This is a genomic window from Ruegeria sp. BHSB196 (assembly GCF_059613135.1).
The window spans coordinates 54,533-75,522 of sequence record NZ_JBXWRY010000001.1; the positions used below are offsets into that span (position 1 = coordinate 54,533).

The window sequence follows — 20,990 nt, forward strand, 5'->3', positions numbered from 1 at the left end:
TCGCAGGGCTCAGGGCGTGTCGGGCATCGGGTAGCCGCGCAGACGCAGGAACAGGCTGGCCTCGTCATTGTTGCGGAAGTACGGAACCGAAGTCGGCGGCGCGCGGTCGGTCACACGCGCGGCCACTTCGGCCAGCACCACCTCGGTGATGAAGGGCAGGTCGAAGGCGCGGGCATCGCTCAGCCGGATCCATTGCAGGTGGGACAACTCATCCGAGGCATGGGTGAAATCGTCCAGATCGCCCTGGATTTCATCCGCATCCACCAGGAAGAACCGCGCGTCGAACCGGCGGGGGCGTCCCGGTGGGGTCAGCGCGCGGAACACGAACTGCAGCGCATCGGCCGCGGGAAGATGGCCGGTGGCCGCAAAGCTCTGCCAGTCGGAGGGGACATCGCCCGCCCAGGCGCCGGGCTTGCCGAGGATCAGCCCGGTTTCCTCCCAAAGCTCCCGGACCGCCGCCACCGCCAGCGCGTTCTGCAACCCTTCGGGCGCCATTTCGCCCAGTCTTTCGTGGCAGACCTTGGGCAGGGGCGCGGCCAGTGGCACCTCGGCGTCCACCGCATCGACCGCGCCGCCGGGAAACACGAACTTGTTGGGCATGAAGGCGGCCTTGGCGCCGCGCTGCCCCATAAGGATGGCCGGATCGTCCATGCGGTCGCGCAGGACGATAACCGTGGCCGCGTCGCGGATCGCTGTCTTGTCGGTGCTCATGCCCCCTCCTGCCGCGCCGGAAGGGTCAAGCGGCCTTGTCAAAGCCGTGCATCCGTTTCGCCCATTGATAGGCGACGACCATCCCCTTCAGCCTGGGCAGAAGGTAAAGCGACAGCGCCAGACAACCAAGGGCAAAAACCAGGAACAGGGTCATGGGCTCGGGGCGCCACTGTACATAGGACACATGCAGGGCCGGGGCCATCAGGTGCCCGACGATCAGAATGGTCAGATAGGCCGGGCCGTCATCGGCGCGGTGGTGGAACAGTTCCTGTCCGCAGTTCGCGCAGGTGTCGTTGACCTTGAGATAGCTGTGCAGCAGCCGGCCTTGACCGCAGTTCGGGCATTTGCCGCGAAACCCCTTGGCGATGGCGGGCCAGGTCGGGCGATCCGGCCCGGCGGCGGTTTCGATGGTCTGATCGGTCATGCTGTCACTCGTGCGTTTGGATGTTCCAATTGTGGGGTTGTTTGCCCCGGATCGGAAGGGGGCGCGCCAGGCTTGCGTCGCGATGTCGCAAAACCGGCTTTTGGGAGTCAGGTTTCGGTTCGCGCGGTGTCGCAGGTTTTTTCCTGACGGGCGACGGAATCGGCTCCTTGCCGCGTATCAGGTTCAGGAACGGCGACACGGGGTTGCCGAACAAAGGGAAGAACCGACATGAAACATGCAGGCGTGATATCGGGACTCATCGTGGCGGCTTTGGCGGTGGGGGGTACGACCGCATCGGCCATGGGGCCGCGCGATGGCAAGCCCGCGACCTTTCAGGAACTGGATGCGGACGGAAACGGCGAAATCACCCAATCCGAACTGGACGCGCACCGCGCCGCCAGATTCGGTGCCGCTGATGCGGACGGCGATGGCAAGATAAGTACCGAGGAGATGCAGGCCGCAGCGACGGAACGCGCCAAGACGCAGGTGTCGCGGATGTTCGAACGTCACGACGCCGACAAGGACGGGTATCTGACCCAGGAGGAGCTGCCCAAGCCGCGCCGGTCCGGGCGTTTCTTCGAGCGGATGGATGCCGACGGCAACGGGTCGATTTCCGAACAGGAGTTTGCTGATATGCAGGACCGCATGACTCGGCATTTCGGAAAGCGCGGCCATGGCCCGAGCGACGACAACTGACGCGGAATGGAGGATTTGACCTCCGAACCGGGATCCAGCCGTGGCGGCACGTCCGCCACGGCCCTGACGGGCGACGACGCCCTGTTGACGCTGTTCGCCAATGGGGATCAAGCGGCCGCACGCGAATTGACCGCGCGCATGGGGCCGCGCGCCTATTCGGTGGCCCTGCGCGTGCTCGGGAACCGGGCCGAGGCGGAAGATGTTGCGCAGGAGGCGATGATGCGGTTGTGGCAAATTGCGCCCGAATGGCGGTCCCGACAGGCGAAGGTAACGACCTGGCTCTATCGCGTGACGGTGAACCTTTGTCTGGATCGCAAGCGCCGGAAGCGGCACGAGCCCCTGGACGCCGCGCCCGAGCCACGGGACGAGACCAGATCCGTGCCGGAGCGGATGCAGGACGCGGCGCGCATCGACGCATTGCAGCAGGCCCTCATGTCGCTGCCTGAGCGTCAGAGGCAGGCCGTCGTGCTGCGCCATATCGAGGAACTGCCGAACCCCGAAATCGCGCGCATCATGGATGTTTCGGTGGAGGCGGTCGAGAGCCTGACCGCAAGAGGAAAACGGGCGTTGGTCCAGGCCCTGTCGAGCCGGCGCGAAGAATTGGGATACGAAAATGGTTGAGAACGACAAGGAACTGGAGACCCATTTCCGCGCAGCGCGCCAGGCGCGCGACGACCTGCCGGCGGAACTGGCGGCGCGGATGCTTGCTGACGCGGCTGATGTCCAGGCCGCGCTCCGGCCATCCGTGGCGCGACACGAACGCCGACCGGTTCTGGCGCAGATCGCAGAAATGCTCGGTGGCTGGCCCGGCCTTGGCGGCCTCGCCACGGCCTGTGCGGCAGGGATCTGGATCGGCCTTGCGCCGCCGACCTTCCTGCCCGATCCGGCCGGTCTGCTGGTGCCCGAGGCGGAACCGGACCTGATCTGGGATCTGGGCCTGACGGAACTGGATGTGGAGGCCGAATAGATGACGCAGGAGACACCGAAAAAGACCCGGAGATGGATGCCCGTCCTGCTGGTGATATCGCTGGCGCTCAACCTGCTGGTAATCGGCGTGATCGTCGGAACCGTTCTGCGGTTCCACGGCGCGGGTACTCGGACGCCGCCCAGCTTCGGACCCGCCCTGTACCGGGCGTTGCCGGATGCGGATCGCGCGGCGCTGCGAGAGCGGATGCACCAGGAACGCGAGTCGGGGCGCAAGATGCGTCAAGGGGAATTCGAGGCCCTGACGGCCGCCTTGCGGGCGGTGCCGTTCGATCGGGCTGCGGTCGCAACCGTGATCGAGGCTCAGGCCGTCGCCCGGGACAGGGCACAGGAGGCGCTCAATGCTGCCTGGCTGGCGCGCGTGTCCGACATGACCGACGCGGATCGGGCCGCCTATGCGGACCGAATCGAGGAGGTTGCAAAACGCGGAAAACGGCGGTGGGGGCCGCGCGACTGAGGCGCGACCCGCCGCTCCTACATCAGCGAAACGCGATTTCGCCCGGTTTCCTTCGCGGCGTAGAGCGCGCGATCGGCCTGTTCGATCAGGGATGTGACGATATCGCAGGGTGCCCGCGCCTTGGAGTTCACCGGGTCAAAGATCTTCAGACCAAAGCTCGCGGTCACATGGATCGGCTCGGATTTGCCGGGTACGCGGAACGGACGGCCGCCAATCTCCTCGCACAGAGTTCGCGCCACCCGCAGAGCGTCCGCCCTGCCGGTTTTCGGCAACGCGATCAGGAACTCCTCGCCGCCGTAGCGCGCGGCCATGTCCTGTGGCCGCAAGACGTTGCGAAACCGGTTTGCGGTCTCGACCAGCACCGCATTTCCCGCCTGATGGCCGAAACGGTCGTTGACGTGTTTGAAATGGTCCAGATCGACCATGATCAGGGCCAGGCATTCGGTCGTTTCGCGGGCCTTGCCGGTCAGCTCCCTGAGCGCCGACAGGGCGTAGCGGGCGTTGTGCAGACCGGTGAGCCCGTCGCTCAGCGCGGCCCGCAGACCTGCGCGCACCGAGGCCCGGTGCAGATCGCCGCGCGCCTTGCGATCGATCTGCGTGGACAGGTGCAAGGCAAGCTCATCGGCGCGGGTATCGCACCCGAGCACGACATTCGCGCCCCGGTCCAATGCCTCGGCGGCCAGCGCGTCGCCAGCCCGGTCCAGCACGGCGATCAGGGCCGTGTGCCGGGTCACGGCGCGGGCGCGCAGATCGGCGATCAGGTCGATGCCCAGGCGATCCGCGCGCAACGGCACGACCACGGCATCCGGCACGCTTCCACTGAACAGCGAGCCGATTTCGCAGCTTTGGACCCAGCGGATCCGGTGATGCGTCAGTCGTTCCAGCCCGGTCTGCCAATCCGCCGCCTGAGGCGCGTCGTCCGTCAGGATGCAGACCGATGCCGGGGCTTGCCGGGCGCGGAAACGGCCGGCCGGTTCACCGAAGCCAAGCGCCTGAGCCTCCGCTGCCCAGTTCCAGTCGTCCGTTTCGGAACGCAGGCGCAGCAAACTCCGAATCCGCGCCAGCAACAGCTTGTCGTTGTAGGGTTGTTCCAGCACGTCATCCGCCCCCGCGGCAAGCGCGCGCAGGCGGGCGTTGCGGTCGTTCTGCGGCACGGTCGCGACGATCGGGATGCGGTCGATCTCGCCCCGCGCTTCCAGCAGGCGGCGCACCTCGTGCACACCGCCATCCGGCAACGCGGCCGCCGTCAGCACCAGATCCGGCGAGCCATGCTGCAGAACCGCGTCCAGACCGGCGACGCGATCCGCCTGAATGACACGGTAGCAGGCTGCCGCCAACTGGACATTCAGCATGATGCGATTGGTCGATACGCCGTCGAGGACAAGAACCGTTCCCTGCACGCGCCTGGCCTTTCCGATGATGCTTTGGAGCGATACAGAAGGTTTGACCATTCTGGTTAACAAACCCTTGCCGCCGTCGTAAAACGAGGTTCCCCTATGCCGATTTCCGCCGACTCCGCCGAAACGCTTGCTCTCCGGGCGCTGACCTGGCTGGTCGGCAACGACGAATTGCTGCCGGTCTTCCTCGGATCCACCGGCGTTTCTGAGGCGGATCTGCGGACGCGCGCCGCCGATCCCGAGTTCCTGGCCTCGGTGCTCGATTTTCTGATGCTTGACGACGCCTGGGTTGTGGCGTTTTGTGACGCCGGTTCGGTGCCCTACGACCTGCCCGGGCAAGCCCGCACGGCCTTGTCCGGCGGCGCGGACATGCATTGGACCTGAGTCAGTGGAAATGGTCCAGCGGAGCGCCCGGATGCCCATCAAAGCCCTGTTGTTCGACAAGGACGGCACGTTGTTCGATTTTGCCGCCACCTGGGGGGCATTTGCGCAGAGTTTTCTTTCGCGCCTCAGCGGCGACGATCCGGCGCGCGCCGCACATCTGGGCCAGGTGATGGGGTTCGATCTGGAAACCGGGCTCTATGCCCGTGACAGCGTGACGATCGCCGGAACACCGGCCGAGATCGCGGACGTGCTTTTGCCGGAACTGGATGGCCTGAGCCATGCGGCGCTGGTCGCGATAATCAACCAAGAGGCGTCCAACGCGCCTCAGGTTCCGGCGGTCCCGCTTGTCCCGTTCTTCGATGGCCTGCGGGCGTCGGGCTTGAAACTCGGCGTAGCGACCAACGACGCCGAGGGTCCGGCAATGACTCATCTGGCCTCGGTCGGAATTCGCGATCACTTCGATTTCATTGCCGGGTTCGACAGCGGGCACGGCGCCAAGCCGGGGCCGGGCCAGTTGCTCGCCTTTGCCCGCCATGTCGATATAGCGCCAGTGGAGATCGCGATGGTGGGCGATAGCCGGCACGATCTGGAGGCGGGCCGCGCCGCCGGCATGACGACCGTTGCGGTTCTGACCGGCCTTGCCCGGACCGAGGAACTGTCGGATCTGGCGGATGCGGTTCTACCGGATATCGGACACCTTCCGGCTTGGCTGGAGGTCTGAGATAACGGGCGTTCCAAAACGCCGCAGTTTCGAACGAAAACGACACGGCCTGTCGCAGATGGAGCGGCCAATCGGGCGCAGTTGGGGCCTTGCTTGAGTCAGAGCAAGCGAAAGAGATGCCCATGTCCGACAGTTTGACCCGCAGACGCCGTGGCGGCGGGCGCGCCGGTGCAGCAGCGCGCCGGGGCGCGGCCGTCATCGATCAGATGCCCTGGAACCCGCCCGTCAACATCGACCGGCCGACGGAACCGCTGGATCAGGACGGCATCGAGGCCATCCACGACGGGGCGATGCGCATTCTGGAAGAGATCGGCATCGCCTTCTACAACGAAGAGGCGCTGGGTATCCTGCGCGAGGCGGGATGCATCGTCGATGGCGACAATGTCCGCATGGGGCGGGACTTTGTGATGGAGATGATCGCCAAGGCGCCTGCGCGGTTCACCATCTCGCCCCGCAACCCGGATCGGACCATCGAGATCGGCGGCCGGACGATGCTGTTCGGAAACGTGTCTTCGCCGCCGAACTATTGGGACATGGAGATCGGCAGGAAGGTGCCCGGCAATCGTGAAATGTGCCGCAACCTTCTGAAATTGACGCAATATTTCAACTGCATCCACTTTGCCGGCGGATATCCGGTGGAACCGGTGGACATCCACGCAAGCGTCCGGCACCTCGACGTTCTCTACGACAAGCTGACCCTCAGCGACAAGGCGATGCATGCCTATTCGCTGGGCAAGGAGCGGGTCGAGGACGTGATGGAGATGGTGCGCATCGCGGGCGGCTTGAGTCATGAAGAGTTCGAAGCCACGCCGCGCATGTACACCAACATCAACTCCACATCGCCGCTCAAGCACGACCATCCGATGATCGACGGGTGCCTGCGGCTGGCCCGTCGGGGTCAGGCGATCGTGGTCACGCCGTTTACCCTGGCCGGGGCCATGGCGCCGGTGACGATGGCGGGCGCCGTGGCGCAATCTCTGGCCGAGGCGCTGTGCGCGATCGCGCTCTTCCAATACGTGCGTCCGGGCATCCCCTGCGTGATCGGCACGTTCACGTCGAATGTGGACATGAAGTCGGGGGCGCCGGCCTTTGGCACGCCGGAATACATGCGCTCGACCCAGATGACCGGGCAGATGGCCCGCCATTATGGCTTGCCGATGCGGTCTTCGGGCGTATGCGCGGCGAATGTGCCCGACGGGCAGGCGATGTGGGAAACGTCGAACTCGCTCTGGGCGGCGGTGCAGTCGGGCACGAACATGGTCTATCACGCGGCGGGCTGGCTGGAGGGCGGCCTGATCGCATCGCCCGAGAAGTTCATCATGGATTGCGAGGTGCTGCAGCAGATCCAGCGCTACATGCAGCCCGAGATCACCGCCACCGGACCCGACGAGATCGCGCTCGACGCGATCAGGTCGGTCGGCACCGACGGGCATTTCTTTGGCATCCAGCATACGCAGGACCGCTATACCACGGCCTTCTATCAGCCGTTTCTGAGCGACTGGAAGAACTTCGAAGGCTGGCAGGCGGCCGGGGGGATCTGGACCCCGGAGCGCGCCCATCACATCTTCAAGGAGATCATCGGCAGCTTCGAAGAACCGCCCATGGACATCGCCATCCGCGAGGAACTGGCGGATTTCGTGGCGCGGCGAAAGGCCGAAGGCGGCGCCCCCACCGATTTCTGAGACGAGATCCGCTGCGCCGGGCCTCTCGATCCGGTTCTCCGGCAATCCGGTCTTGCCCTGCGGACCGTTTCGCCGGATAACCCGTTCGGCAAAATTTGACCCAAAAAGGGCCGGGCCGGGCCTTCACGCGCGGCAGGTCTTGGCGTTTTGTTAACGGTTCTGGCGGCAACCTGTCGTCAGGTGGTTCAGGGGTGTCCGATGCACGGGTTGATAAACAAGGCGATTCAGTCCTTTGTGAGCAACACCTATGGCGTGAATCGCTGGGTCCGCGTGACCGAAAACGCCCAGCTGGGTTTCGTCGAGTTCGAGGCGATGCTCGTCTACAAGGACGAGGCCACATTTCGCGTTCTCGACGCATTGTGCCGCGAACTCGGGCGGCCGCAGAACGAAATTCTCGAGGATCTGGGCACCTACCTCGTTTCGAACCCGAACACCGAATCCCTGCGGCGCTTGCTGCGCTTCGGCGGCGTGAACTACGTTGAGTTCCTGCATTCGCTCGACGATCTCGCGGATCGGGCGAGGCTGGCGGTTTCGGATCTGGAACTGCCCGCTCTGGAACTATGGGAACAAAATCCGGCGGATTTCACATTGACGTGCCATCCGGGCCTGCCCGGCTATGCCGATGTCATGATCGGCATCCTGCGCGCCATGGCCGACGACTACGGCACGCTGGCCGTATTCCAGCACATGGGGCGCCAGCGCAAGGGCGAGGCCATATCGATCCAACTGATCGAAACGGCGTTCTCCAAGGGACGGCGGTTCGAGCTGGGAGCGCGCGCCGTATGATGGACAGCGACGACCTTTCGGAGCTGCTCGACCGGCTGTGTCCCATGTTCATGCTGCTGGATGGGGCGGGACGCATCTGCCGGGCGGGGCGGACCCTGCGCAAGTTGCGAGCCGAGGGGGCGATCGAAGGCGCGCCCTTTCTGGACCGGTTCGAGCTGCTGCGCCCGCGATCCGTTTCGACCGCGCATGACCTTCTGGATGCTCCGGGCGGCAAGCTGCATCTGCGGTTTCGCGATGCGCCCGCCACCGCCTTCAAGGGCCTCATCGTACCGCTGCCGCATCGATCCGGCGCCGTCATCAACCTGTCCTTCGGTATCTCCCTGCTGGATGCGGTGCGCGACTACGCCCTCACCAGTTCGGATTTTTCGGGCACGGACCTGGCGATCGAGCTTTTGTACCTGGTCGAGGCGAAATCGGCGGCGATGGAATCGTCGCGGCAACTGAATCTGCGCTTGCAGGGCGCACGGATCGCGGCGGAGGAGCAGGCCTATACCGACACCTTGACCGGCCTCAAGAACCGCCGCGCGATGGAGCATGTCCTGAACCGGTACCGCCTGGCTTCGACCCCTTATGCCCTGATGCATCTGGATCTGGATTTCTTCAAGTCGGTCAACGACACGCTGGGTCATGCGGCCGGCGATCACGTTCTGCAATGCGTGGCCAGGATCATGGTCGAGGAAATCCGCGAAGAGGACACCGTGGCCCGGATCGGCGGCGATGAATTCGTGCTGATCTTCCGGGATCTTCTGGACCGGGTCATCCTTGAATCAATCGCGGAACGGTTGATCGCGCGGCTGGAGGAACCGGTGCCCTATGAAGGCAAGGCGTGCCGGATTTCCGCAAGCATCGGCATGGCGCTGTCCTCGGAGTTCGGCACGCCCGACCCGGCACAGATCCTGAACGCGGCGGATCTCGCGCTTTACGCGGCCAAGCGGGCGGGCCGCGCGCAGCACCGGTTTTTCACGTCGGAGCTCGCCGGAGTCGCCGCCGGCGAAACGCCCCTGCGCCAAGGCTGAACCGGTTCGCCCCCGCGCATTCTTGCGCAGCTCGAACCAGCGCCGCGCGCGCGCTTGACAAAGCAGAGCAGGTTTGTTCGCCTTGTGATATACTAAAGTCATTCAGTGTTCTCGGGTCCGCACCTTTCGGGCCCGCGGAAAAGCGAGGTTTTACAATGTTTGCAAAGTATCTATGCGCAACCGCAATGGCAGCGAGCGTTGCGCTCGTGCCGGCACGGGAATCACAGGCCGACGAAGCGGCGGCCTTTCTGGGCGGCGCCCTGCTTGGCGGTCTGGTGGTGAACGAGGTTCACAAGAACAAGCAGCGCAAGCAGCAACAGGCGACCCGGTCCACCGGCTACAAGTCCTCGGGCATCTCATCGGCGCAAAGACAGCAGAACCGCGAAGTGCAGACGGCCCTGAACTATTTCGGCTACAATGTCGGTGTCGTGGACGGTGCTCTGGGGCGCCGCAGCCGCGCTGGCATTTCGCAATACCAGGCCGATATGGGCTACAATATCGACGGGTATCTGGACGACTACGAACGGAATTTCTTGCTGACATCCTACAACCGCGCGTTGTCCAGCTCCCATGTTGCGCCCTACAACCAGATCGTGGCGACCCAGGGTCCGGGCGGTCTGTTGCGGACCTATCGCAATGAACAGCTTGGAATCGCGACGCCGCAGGCAACCGGGCAGTCGCAGCCTCAGCTGGTGACGGCGCCCCAGCCCGCCGCGCCCGCGCCGATCACCGCCCCGACCCTGGGGGGTGAAACGACGGTGACGGCGCGCGCGGATACGGGCGGGCAGTTGCCGACCTTCGCCTTTGCGGCGCCGACGGGGCAGTCCGCAAACGATCTGTGCAACGACACCAACGTGCTGTCCGCCTCGGCCGGCGGCGCCACCCAGCCCGGATCGGTGACCAATGCGGAACTCGCGCTCAATGAACAGTTCTGTCAGGCACGAACGCAGGCGATGGTGGAGTCCTCCAAACTGGAAGAGGCGATCCCCAACATGACCGCGCCCCAGATCGAGGCCCAGTGCAAGCAACTGACTGACGCGATCGCGCCGAAACTTGCCGGCATCGACAGTCAGTCTCCGGATCAGGTGATTGCGGCCACGTCGGCCGTGCTCACGCAATCCGGCAATTCCATGGACCAACTGATTTCGGGCGGCAAGGTCTGTCTGGGGGTTGGATACCGCACGGATGACGCGCAGATGGCGCTGGCATCGGCGGTCATGCTCGTGGCGGCAGGTCAGAAAGGCTATGCCGAGATGGTCAGCCACCAGTTGCGGGAAGGCGTCGGCGTTGCCAAGGCAGCCGGGGCGCAACCGAAGGAATGGATGCAGATGGCGCTGAATGCGGCGGATTCGGGCAGCCCGGTGCTGGGTCAGACACCTGACCGTGTCGCCGTCCTGACCGAGGCGTCGGGCGGCGGTGGCGGTGCCGGCGGCGGCTCCACGACCTTGCCGATCTTCTCGACGACATCCAGCGACTGACCGGAGCAGGAAGAGAAACGCATCAAGGCGGGTGACGCGTTCACCCGCCTTTTTCTCTGCCCGCGACATGCGCGGTGTGAAAATGTGCGTGCAGGCGTCGGCCGATATGGGCGGGAACCGGTTCAAGCTCTCCCAGGACCGGCAGCGTCTGCCCCTGAAACGCCGCGGCAGTGAGCGCGCGCGGCACGTCTTCCAACGCGTGTCCGCCGGAACAGGCGAAGAACGGCAGGCACAGGGATGTCACCCCTGCATCACGCGCGGCCTCGGTGATGTCCGGCCGCTCCTCGACGAAACCGACCCGTATCGACTTCACGGCCAGCAAACCCGCGAGTTCATCCGCGAAAGCTCGTGCCACCCGCGCCGGGTTTCTGCTGCGGCCCGAACCGTGCGCCGCAAGAACGAGTGCCGTGTCCTCAACCCTCCAGCCAAGATCTTGCAACCGGTCCGCCAGGGCTGACGCCGCGAGTTGCGGCAAGTTCGGATCCGTTCCCAGCGGGTCGAGAATGGTGCGGCGCCTGGCTCCGATGCGCTTGGGCAGCACGCTGTCCACGAACCAGCCGCGCGCCATGAAGAGCGGATAGATGACCGTGTCATCGGGCAGGGCGTCCAGCGCCGCCTCGAACCGGCCCGGCGCGGCCAAGGTCGCCGAATGTACCGCCAGGTCCGAAACCGTGGCCTCGACGCGCGCCGCAAACGCCTCGAGCGCCGCCTCGGCGGGGTTCGGATCAGAGGGTTGGCCATGAGCGACGATCAGAGCGTGGTGCATGAGTCCTTCCGCATTGGTTCAGGGCAAGATGTGCCGCGCGGGCGCAATGTCAATCGCTTGCATGGCGCAGGCGGCGTTCGGGCAACGCCTAACCCAGCAGGATCAGCCATATCCAGACCGTCAGAATCGACGCGCCGGTGGCCACCAAAACCGACGAGGCCGCCACCCGCTTGGCTCGCCCATAGATGCTGGCGAAGATATAGGCGTTGAAGCCAGGCGCCATCGCGGCGTTGAGCACCCCGGAGCGGAACAGATCCTGCGGCAGGGACAGCGCCTTGCCGAAGGTCCAGACCAGGGCGGGATGCAGCATCAGCGAGACGCAGCAGACGAACAGTATGGTGCGCATGTCGCCTTCGGGTCGATACTGAACCAGCACGCCCCCGAGGGCGAACAGCGCACCGGGCAGCGCCGCCAGGATGACAAGGTCCAATGCCTGGTTGGCCACCTCGGGAATCGGGAGTCCGGTCAGGTTCACCACGAATCCCAGCGCGATGCCCAGGATCAGGACGTTCCGGAACATCGCGTTCAGAACCGCGCCGATCATGCGGCGGCCGCCCAGACCGCGATTGCGCACGAATTCCATCACCGTGATGCCGACGCCGTAACAGAACGGCGAATGGAACGCGATGATGGCGTAGTTGCCGGTCAGGTTCTCGGGGCCATAGGCGCGCTCGGTGATCGGCAGGCCCAGCAGCACGGAATTCGAGAACAGACAGCAGAAACCGATGGCCACGCTGTCCTCCCAGTCGCGCTTGAACAGGACATGCGCGCCGATCATGCCGATCGCGAAACACAGGCCCGCGCCGCCAAAGAAGCTGGCCAGCAGACGCGGATCGAAACTGGCCTGCAAATCCAGCGAGGCGATGGCGCGAAACAGCAGGCACGGGATCGCGAAGCCCTGGGTGAACCGCATGATCCCGTCGATATGCTCGGGGCGAAAATACCCGGCGCGCGTCACGGCATAGCCCGCACCGATCACAAGAAAGACCGGCAGAATGACGTCAATCAGGCTCTGAAACATGGCCAAGCTCTTCTTTCGTCGGCCATGGCGGCCTCGGCTTCGGACGGGCCAAGCCGATGGACGGGCGCAACCGCCTAGATCGGATAGCGGATCACCATGCCGTCATAGGCGGGTGTGATGTGATCCGGAGTTTCCGCATCGACGGTGGCATAATCAAGGTCGATATGCATGTTGGTCAGAACCGCGCGCTTGGGCCGGGCGCGTGCGATCCATTCCAGCGACTGTTCCAGATGGGCATGGGTCGGGTGCGGGTTCCGGCGCAGGGCGTCGAGAATCCAGCAGTCCAAATTCTCAAGCTCCTCCCATGCCTCGTCTTCGATCTCCGAGGCGTCGGGAAGATAGGCGACCCCGCCGATCCGGAAACCCAGTGAATCGATATTGCCATGGCGCACCCAGAAGGGCCGGAACGGGATCGGGCCGCCGGGGCCGGGCACTTCGAACGGCCCGTCGATGGTCTTGAGTTCCAGGATCGGCGGGTAGGGCGAGCCTTCGGGCTGGACGAAGGCGTAACCGAACCGGCTGAGCAAGGCGTTCTGGGTGTCGCCATCCGCCCAGACGGGGATTCGGGCGCGCATGTTGAAGACGATCATGCGCAGATCGTCGATACCGTGCACATGGTCGGCGTGGGAATGGGTGTACAGCACGCCGTCCAGCCGCCCGGTGCCGGAATCGAGCAACTGGCTGCGCATGTCGGGCGTGGTGTCGATCAGCACGGTGGTCACGCCGTCCGGGCCTTCGCGTTCGACCAGCAGGGAACAGCGGCGGCGGCTGTTTCTGGGATTGGACGGATCGCAATCGCCCCAATGACCGCCGAGCCGCGGCACCCCGCCGGACGACCCGCAGCCGAGTATGGTGAACCGCAGCTCGTCGCTCATGCGGCGGCCTTGTAGGCTGCGGCCTTGGGGAACAGCCGGTCGAAATTCTCCTGCGTCTGCGCGGCGAAGGCCGCGTAGTCCATGCCGAATATCTCGGCGCCCTTGCGGGCGGTATGGGCGGTATAGGCAGGTTCGTTGCGCTTGCCGCGATGCGGCGGCGGCGCAAGGTAGGGCGCGTCCGTCTCGATCAGGATGCGGTCGATCGGGGCGGCGGCGAAAATGTCGCGCAGCTCCTGACTTTTGGGAAAGGCGGCGATGCCCGACATGGACAGATAGAACCCCAGGTCCAGCGCCGCGCGTGCCAGTTCACGCGAGGACGAAAAGCAGTGCATGACGCAGGTGTAGGGCGCGTTGCGGAACTCCTCGGTCAGGATGCGCGCCATGTCGTCATCTGCCGCGCGGGCATGCACGATCAGGGGCAATCCGGTGCGGCGGGCCGCCTCGATATGGATGCGCAGAGACTGTTTCTGCGCTTCTGCGCTCTCTGCCGTGTAGTGATAGTCCAGCCCGGTTTCCCCGATGCCGATGAACTTGGGATGCCGCGCCAATTGCTCCAAATCCTCGACTGTGGCCATGGGTTCTTGGGCCGCGCTCATGGGGTGGGTTCCGGCGGCGTAGAAAACCGGCGCATATGCCTCGGCAATCGCGCGCACGCCGGGTTCGTTGCGCAACCGTGTGCAGATCGTCACCATGCGGGTCACGCCGGCTGCGGCCGCGCGCGCCACGATATCATCCAGTTGGCCCTCGAAATCGGGAAAATCCAGATGACAATGGCTGTCGGTGATGACCGGGGGTGTCGTTTCGCTCATCTGCTCTGACCGGCGGTTTCCTGCATTTTGAACACCGTATCTAGGACGAGCGCCGCGGGGTCAAGGTTCACCGCCCGTCCGTGGCGGGTGCGGGCGGTGATGGTGGCCGCAGCCTCGGCCCACAGACGCCCGGAACGGGGCGTGGCGGCCAGCCGTCCGAGCATGTCGGCCTCGCCCGGCGCCGCCTCGGGCAGCGGCGGCTGACCCGTGGCCCCGGTGCGGGACAGGCGCGCCAGCAGAATGTCGAACAGCGACAGCAACAGGTCGAAGCGGTCCGCCGCGCCGCGCTGGGCGGCGGCCTCGGCCAGAGCCAGGGCGCGCGACCGGTCCAGGCGGGGCAGGCTGCCGAGGATCGCGACGAGTTCCGCATAGATGTCCATCCCGCCCAGATTGATCAGCCGGATCGCATCCCCGACCGAACCCCCGGACAACGCCGCCAAGGCATCGGCCCGCTCGGGCAGGACAGCGCCGCATTGCGCCAGCGCCGCCTGCATGTCCTGCGGCGCCAGCGGGGACAGGCGCAGCATCCGGCAGCGCGACCGGATCGTCGGCAACAGGCGCGACGGCTGATGCGACACCAGCAGGATGGTCGTGCGCGCCGGCGGCTCTTCCAGCATCTTCAGCAGGGCGTTGGCCGCGTTGACGTTCATCTCGTCCGCGCTGTCCACGATGACCACCCGCCGGCCCCCGTCCGTTGCCGAAAGACCGAAGAACCGGCCGAGTTTCCGGATGTCTTCGACCACGATCTCGGCGCGCAGCTTGCCCTGATCGTTGGGTGTGCGCGTGACCGCGGCAAGGCCCGGTTCCGCCCCGGCCAGAATACGGCGCGCGACCGGGTGTTCGGGGTCCGTGTCCAACGATTCAGGCGGCGGTGGCGCGCCGAACAACCCGTCGTCCGCAGGCGGCGTCGCCAGCAGGAACCGCGCGATGCGCCAGGCCAGCGTCGCCTTGCCGACGCCGCGCGGTCCGGTCAGCAGCCAGCCATGATGCAGCCGGTCCGAGTTGAATGCGGTCAGAAAGGCGTGTTCCGCCTCCGACTGCCCGAACAGCCGTTCGGTCTCGCGCGGGTGCGGGGCGCCGGGCGCCTGATCCGGGGTCGGAGTGTCGTCTGCCATTCGTGCCTATCGCAATGCCTGCATCACGATGTGTGACACATCCCTTGCGACGCTGTCCATGTCGCGGTTGCCGTCGATCACGCGGAACCGGGCAGGGAACTCGTCCGCCAGCGACAGGAACCCCGCGCGCATCCGCTGTTGCAATTCCGGGCCGAAATCCTCGAACCGCTCTTCCGAACCCTGCCGGCCCTTGGCGCGCGACAGGCCGGTGTCGGGATCCATGTCGATCAGCAAAGTCAGATCCGGCTCGCGCCCGATCATCAGGTCATGCAACGTATCGACCAGATCCCGCAGATCGCCGCGGGACAATCCCTGATACATGCGCGTGCTGTCGGCAAACCGGTCGCAGATCACCACCTTGCCCTGGGCCAGCGCCGGCGCTATGGTGCGCTCCAGATGGTCCCGCCGCGCAGCCGTGAACAGCAGGATTTCGGTTTCCGCCGACCATCGCTCGGGATCGCCTTCAAGCACGAGTTTGCGGATTTCCTCGGCCCCCGGCGACCCGCCCGGCTCGCGGGTCAGAACGACCTCGCGTCCCCGCGCGCGCAGGTGTTCGGCCAGAAGACGCGCCTGTGTGGATTTTCCCGATCCGTCGATTCCTTCGAAGGTCAGAAACAGACCTTGTTGCGTCACATCGCCTCCAGCGGGCGGTTGATGAAGTCCTTCATCAGAATGCCGGCAACGGTTGAAATGCGAACGACGAAGCCACCGAGGGGCACGGCCTCCGCCGCCACCAGCGGGCGGCGGATTTCCGGCAGGCCTTCGGGCCGGATGACGAGCTCGGCCAGCTTCTGGCCCTTTTCCACTGGGGCGTTGACCGGACCGTCATAGACCACCTCGGCCTCGAGCGTCTTGCCACCCAGCACCGGCAAGAGCAGGTTCAGATCCCCGTCCGGGACCAGGGCTACCGATCGCTTTGCCCCCATCCAGACCTTTGCGTCCGCGATTGGGGTGTCGGCACGGGCAACGGTTTTCTCGACAAAGTGGCGAAAGGACCAGTTTATGATCGCTTCCGCCTCCTCCGCGCGGCGGGCCTGGGTGTCGATGCCGGTCAGAACGAAAATGACACGCCGGTCGCCCTGCTTGGCCGATCCCACAAGGCCATATCCGGCTTCGGATGTGTGGCCGGTCTTGAGCCCGTCCGCGCCGATGCCGAGTTTCAGCAGCGGGTTGCGGTTGCGCGTGTTCGACGGCGCGCGGCCGTCGAACTCATACACTTCTTCGGCGAACAGCGGATAGTATTCCGGGAAATCGGTGATCAGCCGGTCCGCAAGGATCGCCAGATCCTTGACCGACATCATGTGCCCGGCGGCGGGCCAGCCGTTGGAATTGGCAAAGTTGGACTGCGTCAATCCCAGTTGCTTGCCCCGCTGCGTCATGTAGCGCGAAAACCCGGCTTCGGTGCCGTCAGGGCTCAGCGCCTCGGCGATCACCACGCAGGCATCGTTGCCCGAGAGCACGATGATGCCCCGCAGCAGATCCTCGACTCTTACGCGATCCTGGGTATTGAGGAACATGGTCGATCCGCCATAGCTCATCGCGTGTTCCGACACCGGCAGCTCTTCGTCGAGCGTCAGCCGCCCGTCGCGCAATGCCTCGAAGGCCACGTACAGCGTCATGAGCTTGGACATGGAGGCCGGTGGCAGCGGCAGATCGGCCTCTTTCGACAGCAGCACCGTGCCGGTCGTCTGATCCAGCACATAGGCGGCCTTGGCGGATGTGTCGAAGGCCAGCGCAGGCAAGGCCGCCAGGGCCATGCCGACGGACAGTGCGGTTGAGCGAAGCAGGGTCAACAAGGTGCTTCCTCCTCAGTTCTTGACGATATAGGCATCGGCATAGCCGAGTTCGCGAACCTGCGTCAGCAATTCGCGGCGTTCGGATCGGGTCTGCGCGGGCCCGGCCAGGACGCGCCAGAACGGCTTGTCGTCTTTCGACCCGTCCTTGATTTCCACACCCAACTCCGCCCCCTGAAGGGTTTCGGCGGCCTTCTTGGCGTTCTCCTCGACACTGAAGATGCCGACCTGGACATAGGGTTTCGACAGGGGAATGAGACTGGTCTGCGTATCCGCCGCCGCCACCTCGGTACTTTCTGCGGCGGTCTCGTCGGTGGCTTCCGAAGCCGCGATCGCGGCCGCGGCGCCTCCGGCAACCGGGTCGAGCTTGGTTTCGGTGATCTCGGTGCCGGGTTCGATCGCCTCCGCGGTGTCGGGGGCTTCGTCGACTTCGGGCGGTTCCGGCTCGATCACCTCGCGTTTCAGCGCCACCACCGTCAACTGCGCCGGCGCGCCGGCCAGCATCTCCAGTTCGACCGCCGCATCGGACGAGACCTGCAGGCGCGGCCCCGGCAGATTGAGTTCGCGGCGGAACAGGGCGCCCACGACGCTCTTGTTGTTGTCGTCATTCTTGATCATCACGCGCTGCGGTTCGGTCACGTCGGGGTGGGCGACCCAGACACCGCCAAGCGACGGGCGACCGTCCCAAAGGCCCTTTTCAACGGTCTGAAACACCTCCGGTGCTTCCACGTCGCGCTCAATCACGTCGCCCGCGCGACTTGTGCCGGCGGATTCGGTCGCGGCTTGGTCCTTGGCCTCCAGGAAAGGAAGCTTCGCGCCTTCTTCGCAGCCGGCCAGTGCCCCAAGTCCCAAGGCCAGCACCACCAGCCGAATAGGCCTGTTGCGTGTCGCCGTCGCTCGTTTCATGTCGTCTTCGCCTCTTGCCTGTTTCCGGGCCGTTTCTACCCGTGTCGCCGGTTGACCGGTCGTTACCTTTCAAGGCCCCACACTGACTGCGCCCGAATAATAACCCGCGCCCGGAACTATTGAAAGCCTGCCTGAATGGCCTCGGCAAGTTTTCCCACCCGGGCTTGCCGGTGCACCGAGCGTGAAGACCCCGCGCCCTTCCTGGCCGCCCGCCTGGTTGCCGAACCGGACAAAAACGCGGCGTGCGACTTGCGCGCAGTCGCCCCAGGCCACGGCCTGCAGATCGAAAGATGTCGGCTAGGCTGGCGGAAGCGGTGGGATTCGAACCCACGGTACGCTCTCGCGTACGCCGGTTTTCAAGACCGGTAGTTTAAACCACTCACTCACGCTTCCGATCTGCGGTCAGGTAGCATGGCGGCCAAGCCACCGCAAGCGGCGGCCCGTCCCGGTCGGGGTCGATTGCCGGACTAAGATGAAGAACGATGGCAAACGTCCTGATTTCAAAAAGATCTTGCATGCCGGCCTGGGGCGGCCTTGCGTTGCAGTTCCAGCATCTTGTCGCGGTTCTTCTCGGCCTCGCGGAACGCCTGCGCCCCTCCCGACAGGTACTGTTTGGGCCAGGCCGCTTCGTTCCTGACGCCATACCAGGCGGCGGCCTGATGCGTGAAAAACGGGTTCCAGAGGTGCGGGCGGCCCAGTGCAACCAGATCGGCGCGGCGCGTGTGCAGGATCGTGTTGACCTGTGCAGCCTCGGTGATGGCGCCGACGGCCATGGTGGCGATCTTGGGCACGTTGCGGACCGCCTCGGCCAGATGCGCCTGGAACATCCGGCCATAGACCGGCTCCTGATCGGGAACCGTCTGACCGGCAGAAACGTCGATCAGATCGCAGCCTGCGTCCCGGAAGGCCTCGGCGATGCCGAACAGGTCGGACTCGGTCAGCCCTCCGTCTTTCCAGTCGGTGCCGGACACCCGGACCGACATCGGACGTTCCGCGGGCCAGACGGCGCGCATGGCGGCAAAGACCTCCAGAGGAAAGCGCAGCCGGTTTTCCAGACTGCCGCCATAGTCGTCGCTGCGCCGGTTGGTCAGCGGCGACAGGAACGAGGCCAACAGGTAGCCGTGCGCACAATGGAGTTCGAGCATGTCGAACCCGGCGCGCGCCGCCCGTTCGGCGGCCTGCACGAAATCGGCCCTGATCCGGTCCATCCCGGCCCGGTCCAGTTCCGCCGGAACCTGGCTTTCGCCCTCGAACCACGGAATCGGCGAGGCCGAGACCAGCGGCCAGTTGCGCCGCGGGTCGGCGATCGGGTGATCCGCGCGTTCCCATCCCAACTGGGTCGACCCCTTGCGCCCGGCATGGCCCAGCTGCATCGCCACCTTGGCCGCCGAGTTGGCGTGGATGAAATCGACGATCTCTTTCCAGCGGGCCTCATGCTCGTCCGTCCACATGCCGGCACAGCCCTCGGTGATGCGGGCCTCGGCCGAGGGACAGGTCATCTCGGTAAAGATCAACCCCATGCCCCCCATCGCGTGGCTACAGTAGTGCACCTTGTGCCACTCTGTCGGATTGCCGTTCTCGTCCGCCGAATACTGCGCCATCGGCGACATCACCACGCGGTTCATCACCTCCATGTCGCGCAGCTTGAACTTGGCGAACATCGGGGTCGGGCGGGTCTTGGTCAGATCCTCGCCGGTCTCGCGCAGGTGGCGGGCGTACCATTCGTCATCCGCCTTCTCGACGAAACCGGGATCGCGCAGGATGAGGTTGTCATAGGTGATCGACTTGGCCCGGCACATGACCACCATGGCGAACTGATAGGGCTCCATGTCCCAGGACCGGTTCATGTGTTCGAACCAGGCCAGCGAGACATCTGCATTGTGCTGGATGATCTGGCAGGGCGTGCGGCGCGCGTCGTCATAGGCCCGGAACGCGGCCTGCACATCGGTTTCGGCATGATCAACCAGCGCATCCGACAGCGCGATCGCGCATTCCATCGCCAGTTTCGTGCCCGACCCGATCGAGAAATGCGCGCTGGCCTTGGCGTCGCCCAGAATGACGATGTTGTCGACATACCAGTTCTCGCAGAAGATCCGGGGAAAGTTGCGCCAGTTCGACCGGTTCAGCAGCAGCGGGTGGCCTTGCAGTTCCTCGGCAAAGATCGCCTCCAGCTTGGCCTTGGACCCTTCCTCGTCGAACTCCTTGAACCCGTGGCCCTGCCAGGTGGCCTCGTCCATTTCGAACACCCAGGTCGAATGGTTCCTGTCGTATTGATAGCAATGGGCGACCATCTGGCCGTGCTCGGTCTCGCGGAAGAAATAGTTGAACTCGTCCATCGGCCGCGTCGAGCCCATCCAGCAGAACCGGTTGGACTTCCAGGTGGTGGTGGGGCGAAACCCGTCCTTGTAGTGCTCGCGGATCGCCGAGTTGATCCCGTCGCTGGCCACGATCACGTCCGAGTCGGGAAACTGCGCCCTGAGATTGCCGGCGTCGATCTCGGCGCCAAACGTCATCCTGACGCCCAGCTCGGCGCAGCGCTCCTGCAGGATGCGCAGCAGGGTGTGCCGCGAGGTGCCGCAGAACCCGTTTCCGGCGCAGCGCATTTCCCGGCCCTTGAAATGCACCGCCACATCGTCCCAATAGGCGAACTGGTCGCGCATCCGGTCGAACACGGGTTTGTCGCGGCTCAGGAACTCGTCGAGCGTTTCGTCAGAGAACACGACGCCAAAACCGAACGTGTCATCGGCCCGGTTGCGCTCAAAGACCTCGATCTCCCAGTCCGGGCGCGCCTTCTTGGTCAGAAGCGCCGTGTAAAGCCCGCCGGGTCCGCCCCCGATAACCGTGATCTTCATTGCCGTTCTCCCCGCGTTTCAACCGTCGCGTCCCTGAATTGGGTATCACATCCGCACAGATAATTTAAGTATGAAATATTTATGCATGCAGAATTTTCCAGCCTGCCCATGCCTGTC

General features: G+C 65.0%; 22 protein-coding genes and 1 tRNA gene. 10 read left to right on the forward strand and 13 right to left on the reverse strand.

Annotation, left to right across the window (positions count from 1 at the left end; translation table 11 throughout):
• Window positions 1-9 precede the first annotated feature (9 nt).
• Both AC2FNJ_RS00270 and AC2FNJ_RS00275 read right to left on the reverse strand, forming a co-directional pair.
• Entirely contained in the window at window positions 10-711 is a 702-nt protein-coding gene (locus tag AC2FNJ_RS00270; protein ID WP_496761578.1) for an NUDIX hydrolase, read from the reverse strand.
• Between the two features lie 25 nt (window positions 712-736).
• The gene (locus AC2FNJ_RS00275; protein ID WP_496761579.1) at window positions 737-1,135 is read right to left on the reverse strand and encodes a DUF983 domain-containing protein; all 399 of its coding nucleotides are present in this window, start codon (window positions 1,133-1,135) and stop codon (window positions 737-739) included.
• A 228-nt stretch (window positions 1,136-1,363) separates the two neighbouring features.
• Between AC2FNJ_RS00275 and AC2FNJ_RS00280 the strand changes: the two genes are divergently transcribed.
• Genes AC2FNJ_RS00280 through AC2FNJ_RS00295 form a run of 4 tightly spaced genes read left to right on the forward strand, consistent with a single transcriptional unit; the run spans window position 1,364 to window position 3,272 of the window.
• Window positions 1,364-1,831 (forward strand): EF-hand domain-containing protein, encoded by a 468-nt coding sequence (locus AC2FNJ_RS00280; protein WP_496761580.1) that lies wholly within the window; start codon window positions 1,364-1,366, stop codon window positions 1,829-1,831.
• Window positions 1,832-1,837: 6 nt separating this feature from the next.
• Entirely contained in the window at window positions 1,838-2,452 is a 615-nt protein-coding gene (locus tag AC2FNJ_RS00285; RefSeq protein ID WP_496761581.1) for an RNA polymerase sigma factor, read from the forward strand.
• Complete coding sequence (locus tag AC2FNJ_RS00290) at window positions 2,445-2,798, forward strand: hypothetical protein (RefSeq protein ID WP_496761582.1); 354 nt, start codon at window positions 2,445-2,447, stop codon at window positions 2,796-2,798. Before AC2FNJ_RS00285 ends, AC2FNJ_RS00290 begins: the two co-directional genes overlap by 8 nt.
• Complete coding sequence (locus tag AC2FNJ_RS00295) at window positions 2,799-3,272, forward strand: periplasmic heavy metal sensor (protein WP_496761583.1); 474 nt, start codon at window positions 2,799-2,801, stop codon at window positions 3,270-3,272.
• Between the two features lie 17 nt (window positions 3,273-3,289).
• Here the strand turns inward: AC2FNJ_RS00295 and AC2FNJ_RS00300 are convergent, their stop codons facing one another.
• Complete coding sequence (locus tag AC2FNJ_RS00300; protein ID WP_496761584.1) at window positions 3,290-4,672, reverse strand: diguanylate cyclase; 1,383 nt, start codon at window positions 4,670-4,672, stop codon at window positions 3,290-3,292.
• Window positions 4,673-4,768: 96 nt separating this feature from the next.
• Here AC2FNJ_RS00300 and AC2FNJ_RS00305 point away from each other — a divergent pair, with 96 nt between their 5' ends.
• The 6 genes from AC2FNJ_RS00305 (at window position 4,769) to AC2FNJ_RS00330 (ending at window position 10,736) form a co-directional block, all read left to right on the forward strand.
• On the forward strand, window positions 4,769-5,053 hold the full coding sequence (locus AC2FNJ_RS00305) for a DUF3572 domain-containing protein (protein WP_496761585.1): 285 nt from the start codon (window positions 4,769-4,771) through the stop codon (window positions 5,051-5,053).
• A gap of 31 nt (window positions 5,054-5,084) precedes the next feature.
• Window positions 5,085-5,774 (forward strand): HAD family hydrolase, encoded by a 690-nt coding sequence (locus AC2FNJ_RS00310; protein WP_496761586.1) that lies wholly within the window; start codon window positions 5,085-5,087, stop codon window positions 5,772-5,774.
• A gap of 122 nt (window positions 5,775-5,896) precedes the next feature.
• Window positions 5,897-7,456 (forward strand): trimethylamine methyltransferase family protein, encoded by a 1,560-nt coding sequence (locus AC2FNJ_RS00315; protein ID WP_496761587.1) that lies wholly within the window; start codon window positions 5,897-5,899, stop codon window positions 7,454-7,456.
• Between the two features lie 198 nt (window positions 7,457-7,654).
• Complete coding sequence (locus AC2FNJ_RS00320; protein ID WP_496761588.1) at window positions 7,655-8,242, forward strand: heme NO-binding domain-containing protein; 588 nt, start codon at window positions 7,655-7,657, stop codon at window positions 8,240-8,242.
• Window positions 8,239-9,258, forward strand: coding sequence for a diguanylate cyclase domain-containing protein (locus AC2FNJ_RS00325; protein ID WP_496761589.1), 1,020 nt, complete (start codon window positions 8,239-8,241; stop codon window positions 9,256-9,258). Before AC2FNJ_RS00320 ends, AC2FNJ_RS00325 begins: the two co-directional genes overlap by 4 nt.
• 185 nt (window positions 9,259-9,443) lie before the next feature.
• Window positions 9,444-10,736 (forward strand): peptidoglycan-binding domain-containing protein, encoded by a 1,293-nt coding sequence (locus tag AC2FNJ_RS00330; protein ID WP_496761590.1) that lies wholly within the window; start codon window positions 9,444-9,446, stop codon window positions 10,734-10,736.
• A gap of 40 nt (window positions 10,737-10,776) precedes the next feature.
• Here the strand turns inward: AC2FNJ_RS00330 and AC2FNJ_RS00335 are convergent, their stop codons facing one another.
• The 10 genes from AC2FNJ_RS00335 to AC2FNJ_RS00380 form a co-directional block, all read right to left on the reverse strand.
• Complete coding sequence (locus AC2FNJ_RS00335; protein ID WP_496761591.1) at window positions 10,777-11,502, reverse strand: CbiX/SirB N-terminal domain-containing protein; 726 nt, start codon at window positions 11,500-11,502, stop codon at window positions 10,777-10,779.
• A gap of 88 nt (window positions 11,503-11,590) precedes the next feature.
• On the reverse strand, window positions 11,591-12,523 hold the full coding sequence (locus AC2FNJ_RS00340; protein ID WP_496761592.1) for an AEC family transporter: 933 nt from the start codon (window positions 12,521-12,523) through the stop codon (window positions 11,591-11,593).
• 74 nt (window positions 12,524-12,597) lie between these two features.
• Window positions 12,598-13,398 (reverse strand): MBL fold metallo-hydrolase, encoded by an 801-nt coding sequence (locus AC2FNJ_RS00345; RefSeq protein WP_496761593.1) that lies wholly within the window; start codon window positions 13,396-13,398, stop codon window positions 12,598-12,600.
• Window positions 13,395-14,207, reverse strand: coding sequence for a TatD family hydrolase (locus AC2FNJ_RS00350; RefSeq protein WP_496761594.1), 813 nt, complete (start codon window positions 14,205-14,207; stop codon window positions 13,395-13,397). The genes AC2FNJ_RS00345 and AC2FNJ_RS00350 overlap by 4 nt, the downstream gene beginning before the upstream one ends.
• Window positions 14,204-15,322, reverse strand: a complete 1,119-nt coding sequence (locus AC2FNJ_RS00355; protein ID WP_496761595.1) for a DNA polymerase III subunit delta' — start codon at window positions 15,320-15,322, stop codon at window positions 14,204-14,206. Before AC2FNJ_RS00355 ends, AC2FNJ_RS00350 begins: the two co-directional genes overlap by 4 nt.
• A 6-nt stretch (window positions 15,323-15,328) precedes the next feature.
• Window positions 15,329-15,955 carry a dTMP kinase gene (gene tmk / locus AC2FNJ_RS00360; protein WP_496761596.1) on the reverse strand — a complete coding sequence of 209 codons (627 nt, stop codon included), beginning with the start codon at window positions 15,953-15,955 and terminating at the stop codon, window positions 15,329-15,331.
• Entirely contained in the window at window positions 15,952-17,079 is a 1,128-nt protein-coding gene (locus AC2FNJ_RS00365) for a D-alanyl-D-alanine carboxypeptidase family protein (RefSeq protein WP_496761864.1), read from the reverse strand. Before AC2FNJ_RS00365 ends, tmk begins: the two co-directional genes overlap by 4 nt.
• Window positions 17,080-17,130: 51 nt before the next feature.
• The gene (locus tag AC2FNJ_RS00370; RefSeq protein ID WP_496761597.1) at window positions 17,131-18,021 is read right to left on the reverse strand and encodes an SPOR domain-containing protein; all 891 of its coding nucleotides are present in this window, start codon (window positions 18,019-18,021) and stop codon (window positions 17,131-17,133) included.
• A gap of 303 nt (window positions 18,022-18,324) precedes the next feature.
• Window positions 18,325-18,414, reverse strand: a tRNA-Ser gene (locus AC2FNJ_RS00375).
• Window positions 18,415-18,521: 107 nt separating this feature from the next.
• Complete coding sequence (locus AC2FNJ_RS00380; protein WP_496761598.1) at window positions 18,522-20,873, reverse strand: oxidoreductase; 2,352 nt, start codon at window positions 20,871-20,873, stop codon at window positions 18,522-18,524.
• Window positions 20,874-20,990 lie beyond the last annotated feature (117 nt).

Bases quoted from the DNA above. Each gene is read 5' to 3' on its own strand.
- AC2FNJ_RS00370 (WP_496761597.1), bottom strand. From the start codon at position 18,021: ATGAAACGAGCGACGGCGACACGCAACAGGCCTATTCGGCTGGTGGTG.
- AC2FNJ_RS00380 (WP_496761598.1), bottom strand. From the start codon at position 20,873: ATGAAGATCACGGTTATCGGGGGCGGACCCGGCGGGCTTTACACGGCG.
- AC2FNJ_RS00340 (WP_496761592.1), bottom strand. From the start codon at position 12,523: ATGTTTCAGAGCCTGATTGACGTCATTCTGCCGGTCTTTCTTGTGATC.
- AC2FNJ_RS00270 (WP_496761578.1), bottom strand. From the start codon at position 711: ATGAGCACCGACAAGACAGCGATCCGCGACGCGGCCACGGTTATCGTC.
- AC2FNJ_RS00290 (WP_496761582.1), top strand. From the start codon at position 2,445: ATGGTTGAGAACGACAAGGAACTGGAGACCCATTTCCGCGCAGCGCGC.
- AC2FNJ_RS00355 (WP_496761595.1), bottom strand. From the start codon at position 15,322: ATGGCAGACGACACTCCGACCCCGGATCAGGCGCCCGGCGCCCCGCAC.
- AC2FNJ_RS00310 (WP_496761586.1), top strand. From the start codon at position 5,085: ATGCCCATCAAAGCCCTGTTGTTCGACAAGGACGGCACGTTGTTCGAT.
- AC2FNJ_RS00330 (WP_496761590.1), top strand. From the start codon at position 9,444: ATGGCAGCGAGCGTTGCGCTCGTGCCGGCACGGGAATCACAGGCCGAC.
- AC2FNJ_RS00285 (WP_496761581.1), top strand. From the start codon at position 1,838: ATGGAGGATTTGACCTCCGAACCGGGATCCAGCCGTGGCGGCACGTCC.
- AC2FNJ_RS00315 (WP_496761587.1), top strand. From the start codon at position 5,897: ATGTCCGACAGTTTGACCCGCAGACGCCGTGGCGGCGGGCGCGCCGGT.
- AC2FNJ_RS00320 (WP_496761588.1), top strand. From the start codon at position 7,655: ATGCACGGGTTGATAAACAAGGCGATTCAGTCCTTTGTGAGCAACACC.
- AC2FNJ_RS00280 (WP_496761580.1), top strand. From the start codon at position 1,364: ATGAAACATGCAGGCGTGATATCGGGACTCATCGTGGCGGCTTTGGCG.
- AC2FNJ_RS00345 (WP_496761593.1), bottom strand. From the start codon at position 13,398: ATGAGCGACGAGCTGCGGTTCACCATACTCGGCTGCGGGTCGTCCGGC.
- AC2FNJ_RS00305 (WP_496761585.1), top strand. From the start codon at position 4,769: ATGCCGATTTCCGCCGACTCCGCCGAAACGCTTGCTCTCCGGGCGCTG.
- AC2FNJ_RS00325 (WP_496761589.1), top strand. From the start codon at position 8,239: ATGATGGACAGCGACGACCTTTCGGAGCTGCTCGACCGGCTGTGTCCC.
- AC2FNJ_RS00335 (WP_496761591.1), bottom strand. From the start codon at position 11,502: ATGCACCACGCTCTGATCGTCGCTCATGGCCAACCCTCTGATCCGAAC.
- AC2FNJ_RS00275 (WP_496761579.1), bottom strand. From the start codon at position 1,135: ATGACCGATCAGACCATCGAAACCGCCGCCGGGCCGGATCGCCCGACC.
- AC2FNJ_RS00365 (WP_496761864.1), bottom strand. From the start codon at position 17,079: ATGGCCCTGGCGGCCTTGCCTGCGCTGGCCTTCGACACATCCGCCAAG.
- AC2FNJ_RS00350 (WP_496761594.1), bottom strand. From the start codon at position 14,207: ATGAGCGAAACGACACCCCCGGTCATCACCGACAGCCATTGTCATCTG.
- AC2FNJ_RS00295 (WP_496761583.1), top strand. From the start codon at position 2,799: ATGACGCAGGAGACACCGAAAAAGACCCGGAGATGGATGCCCGTCCTG.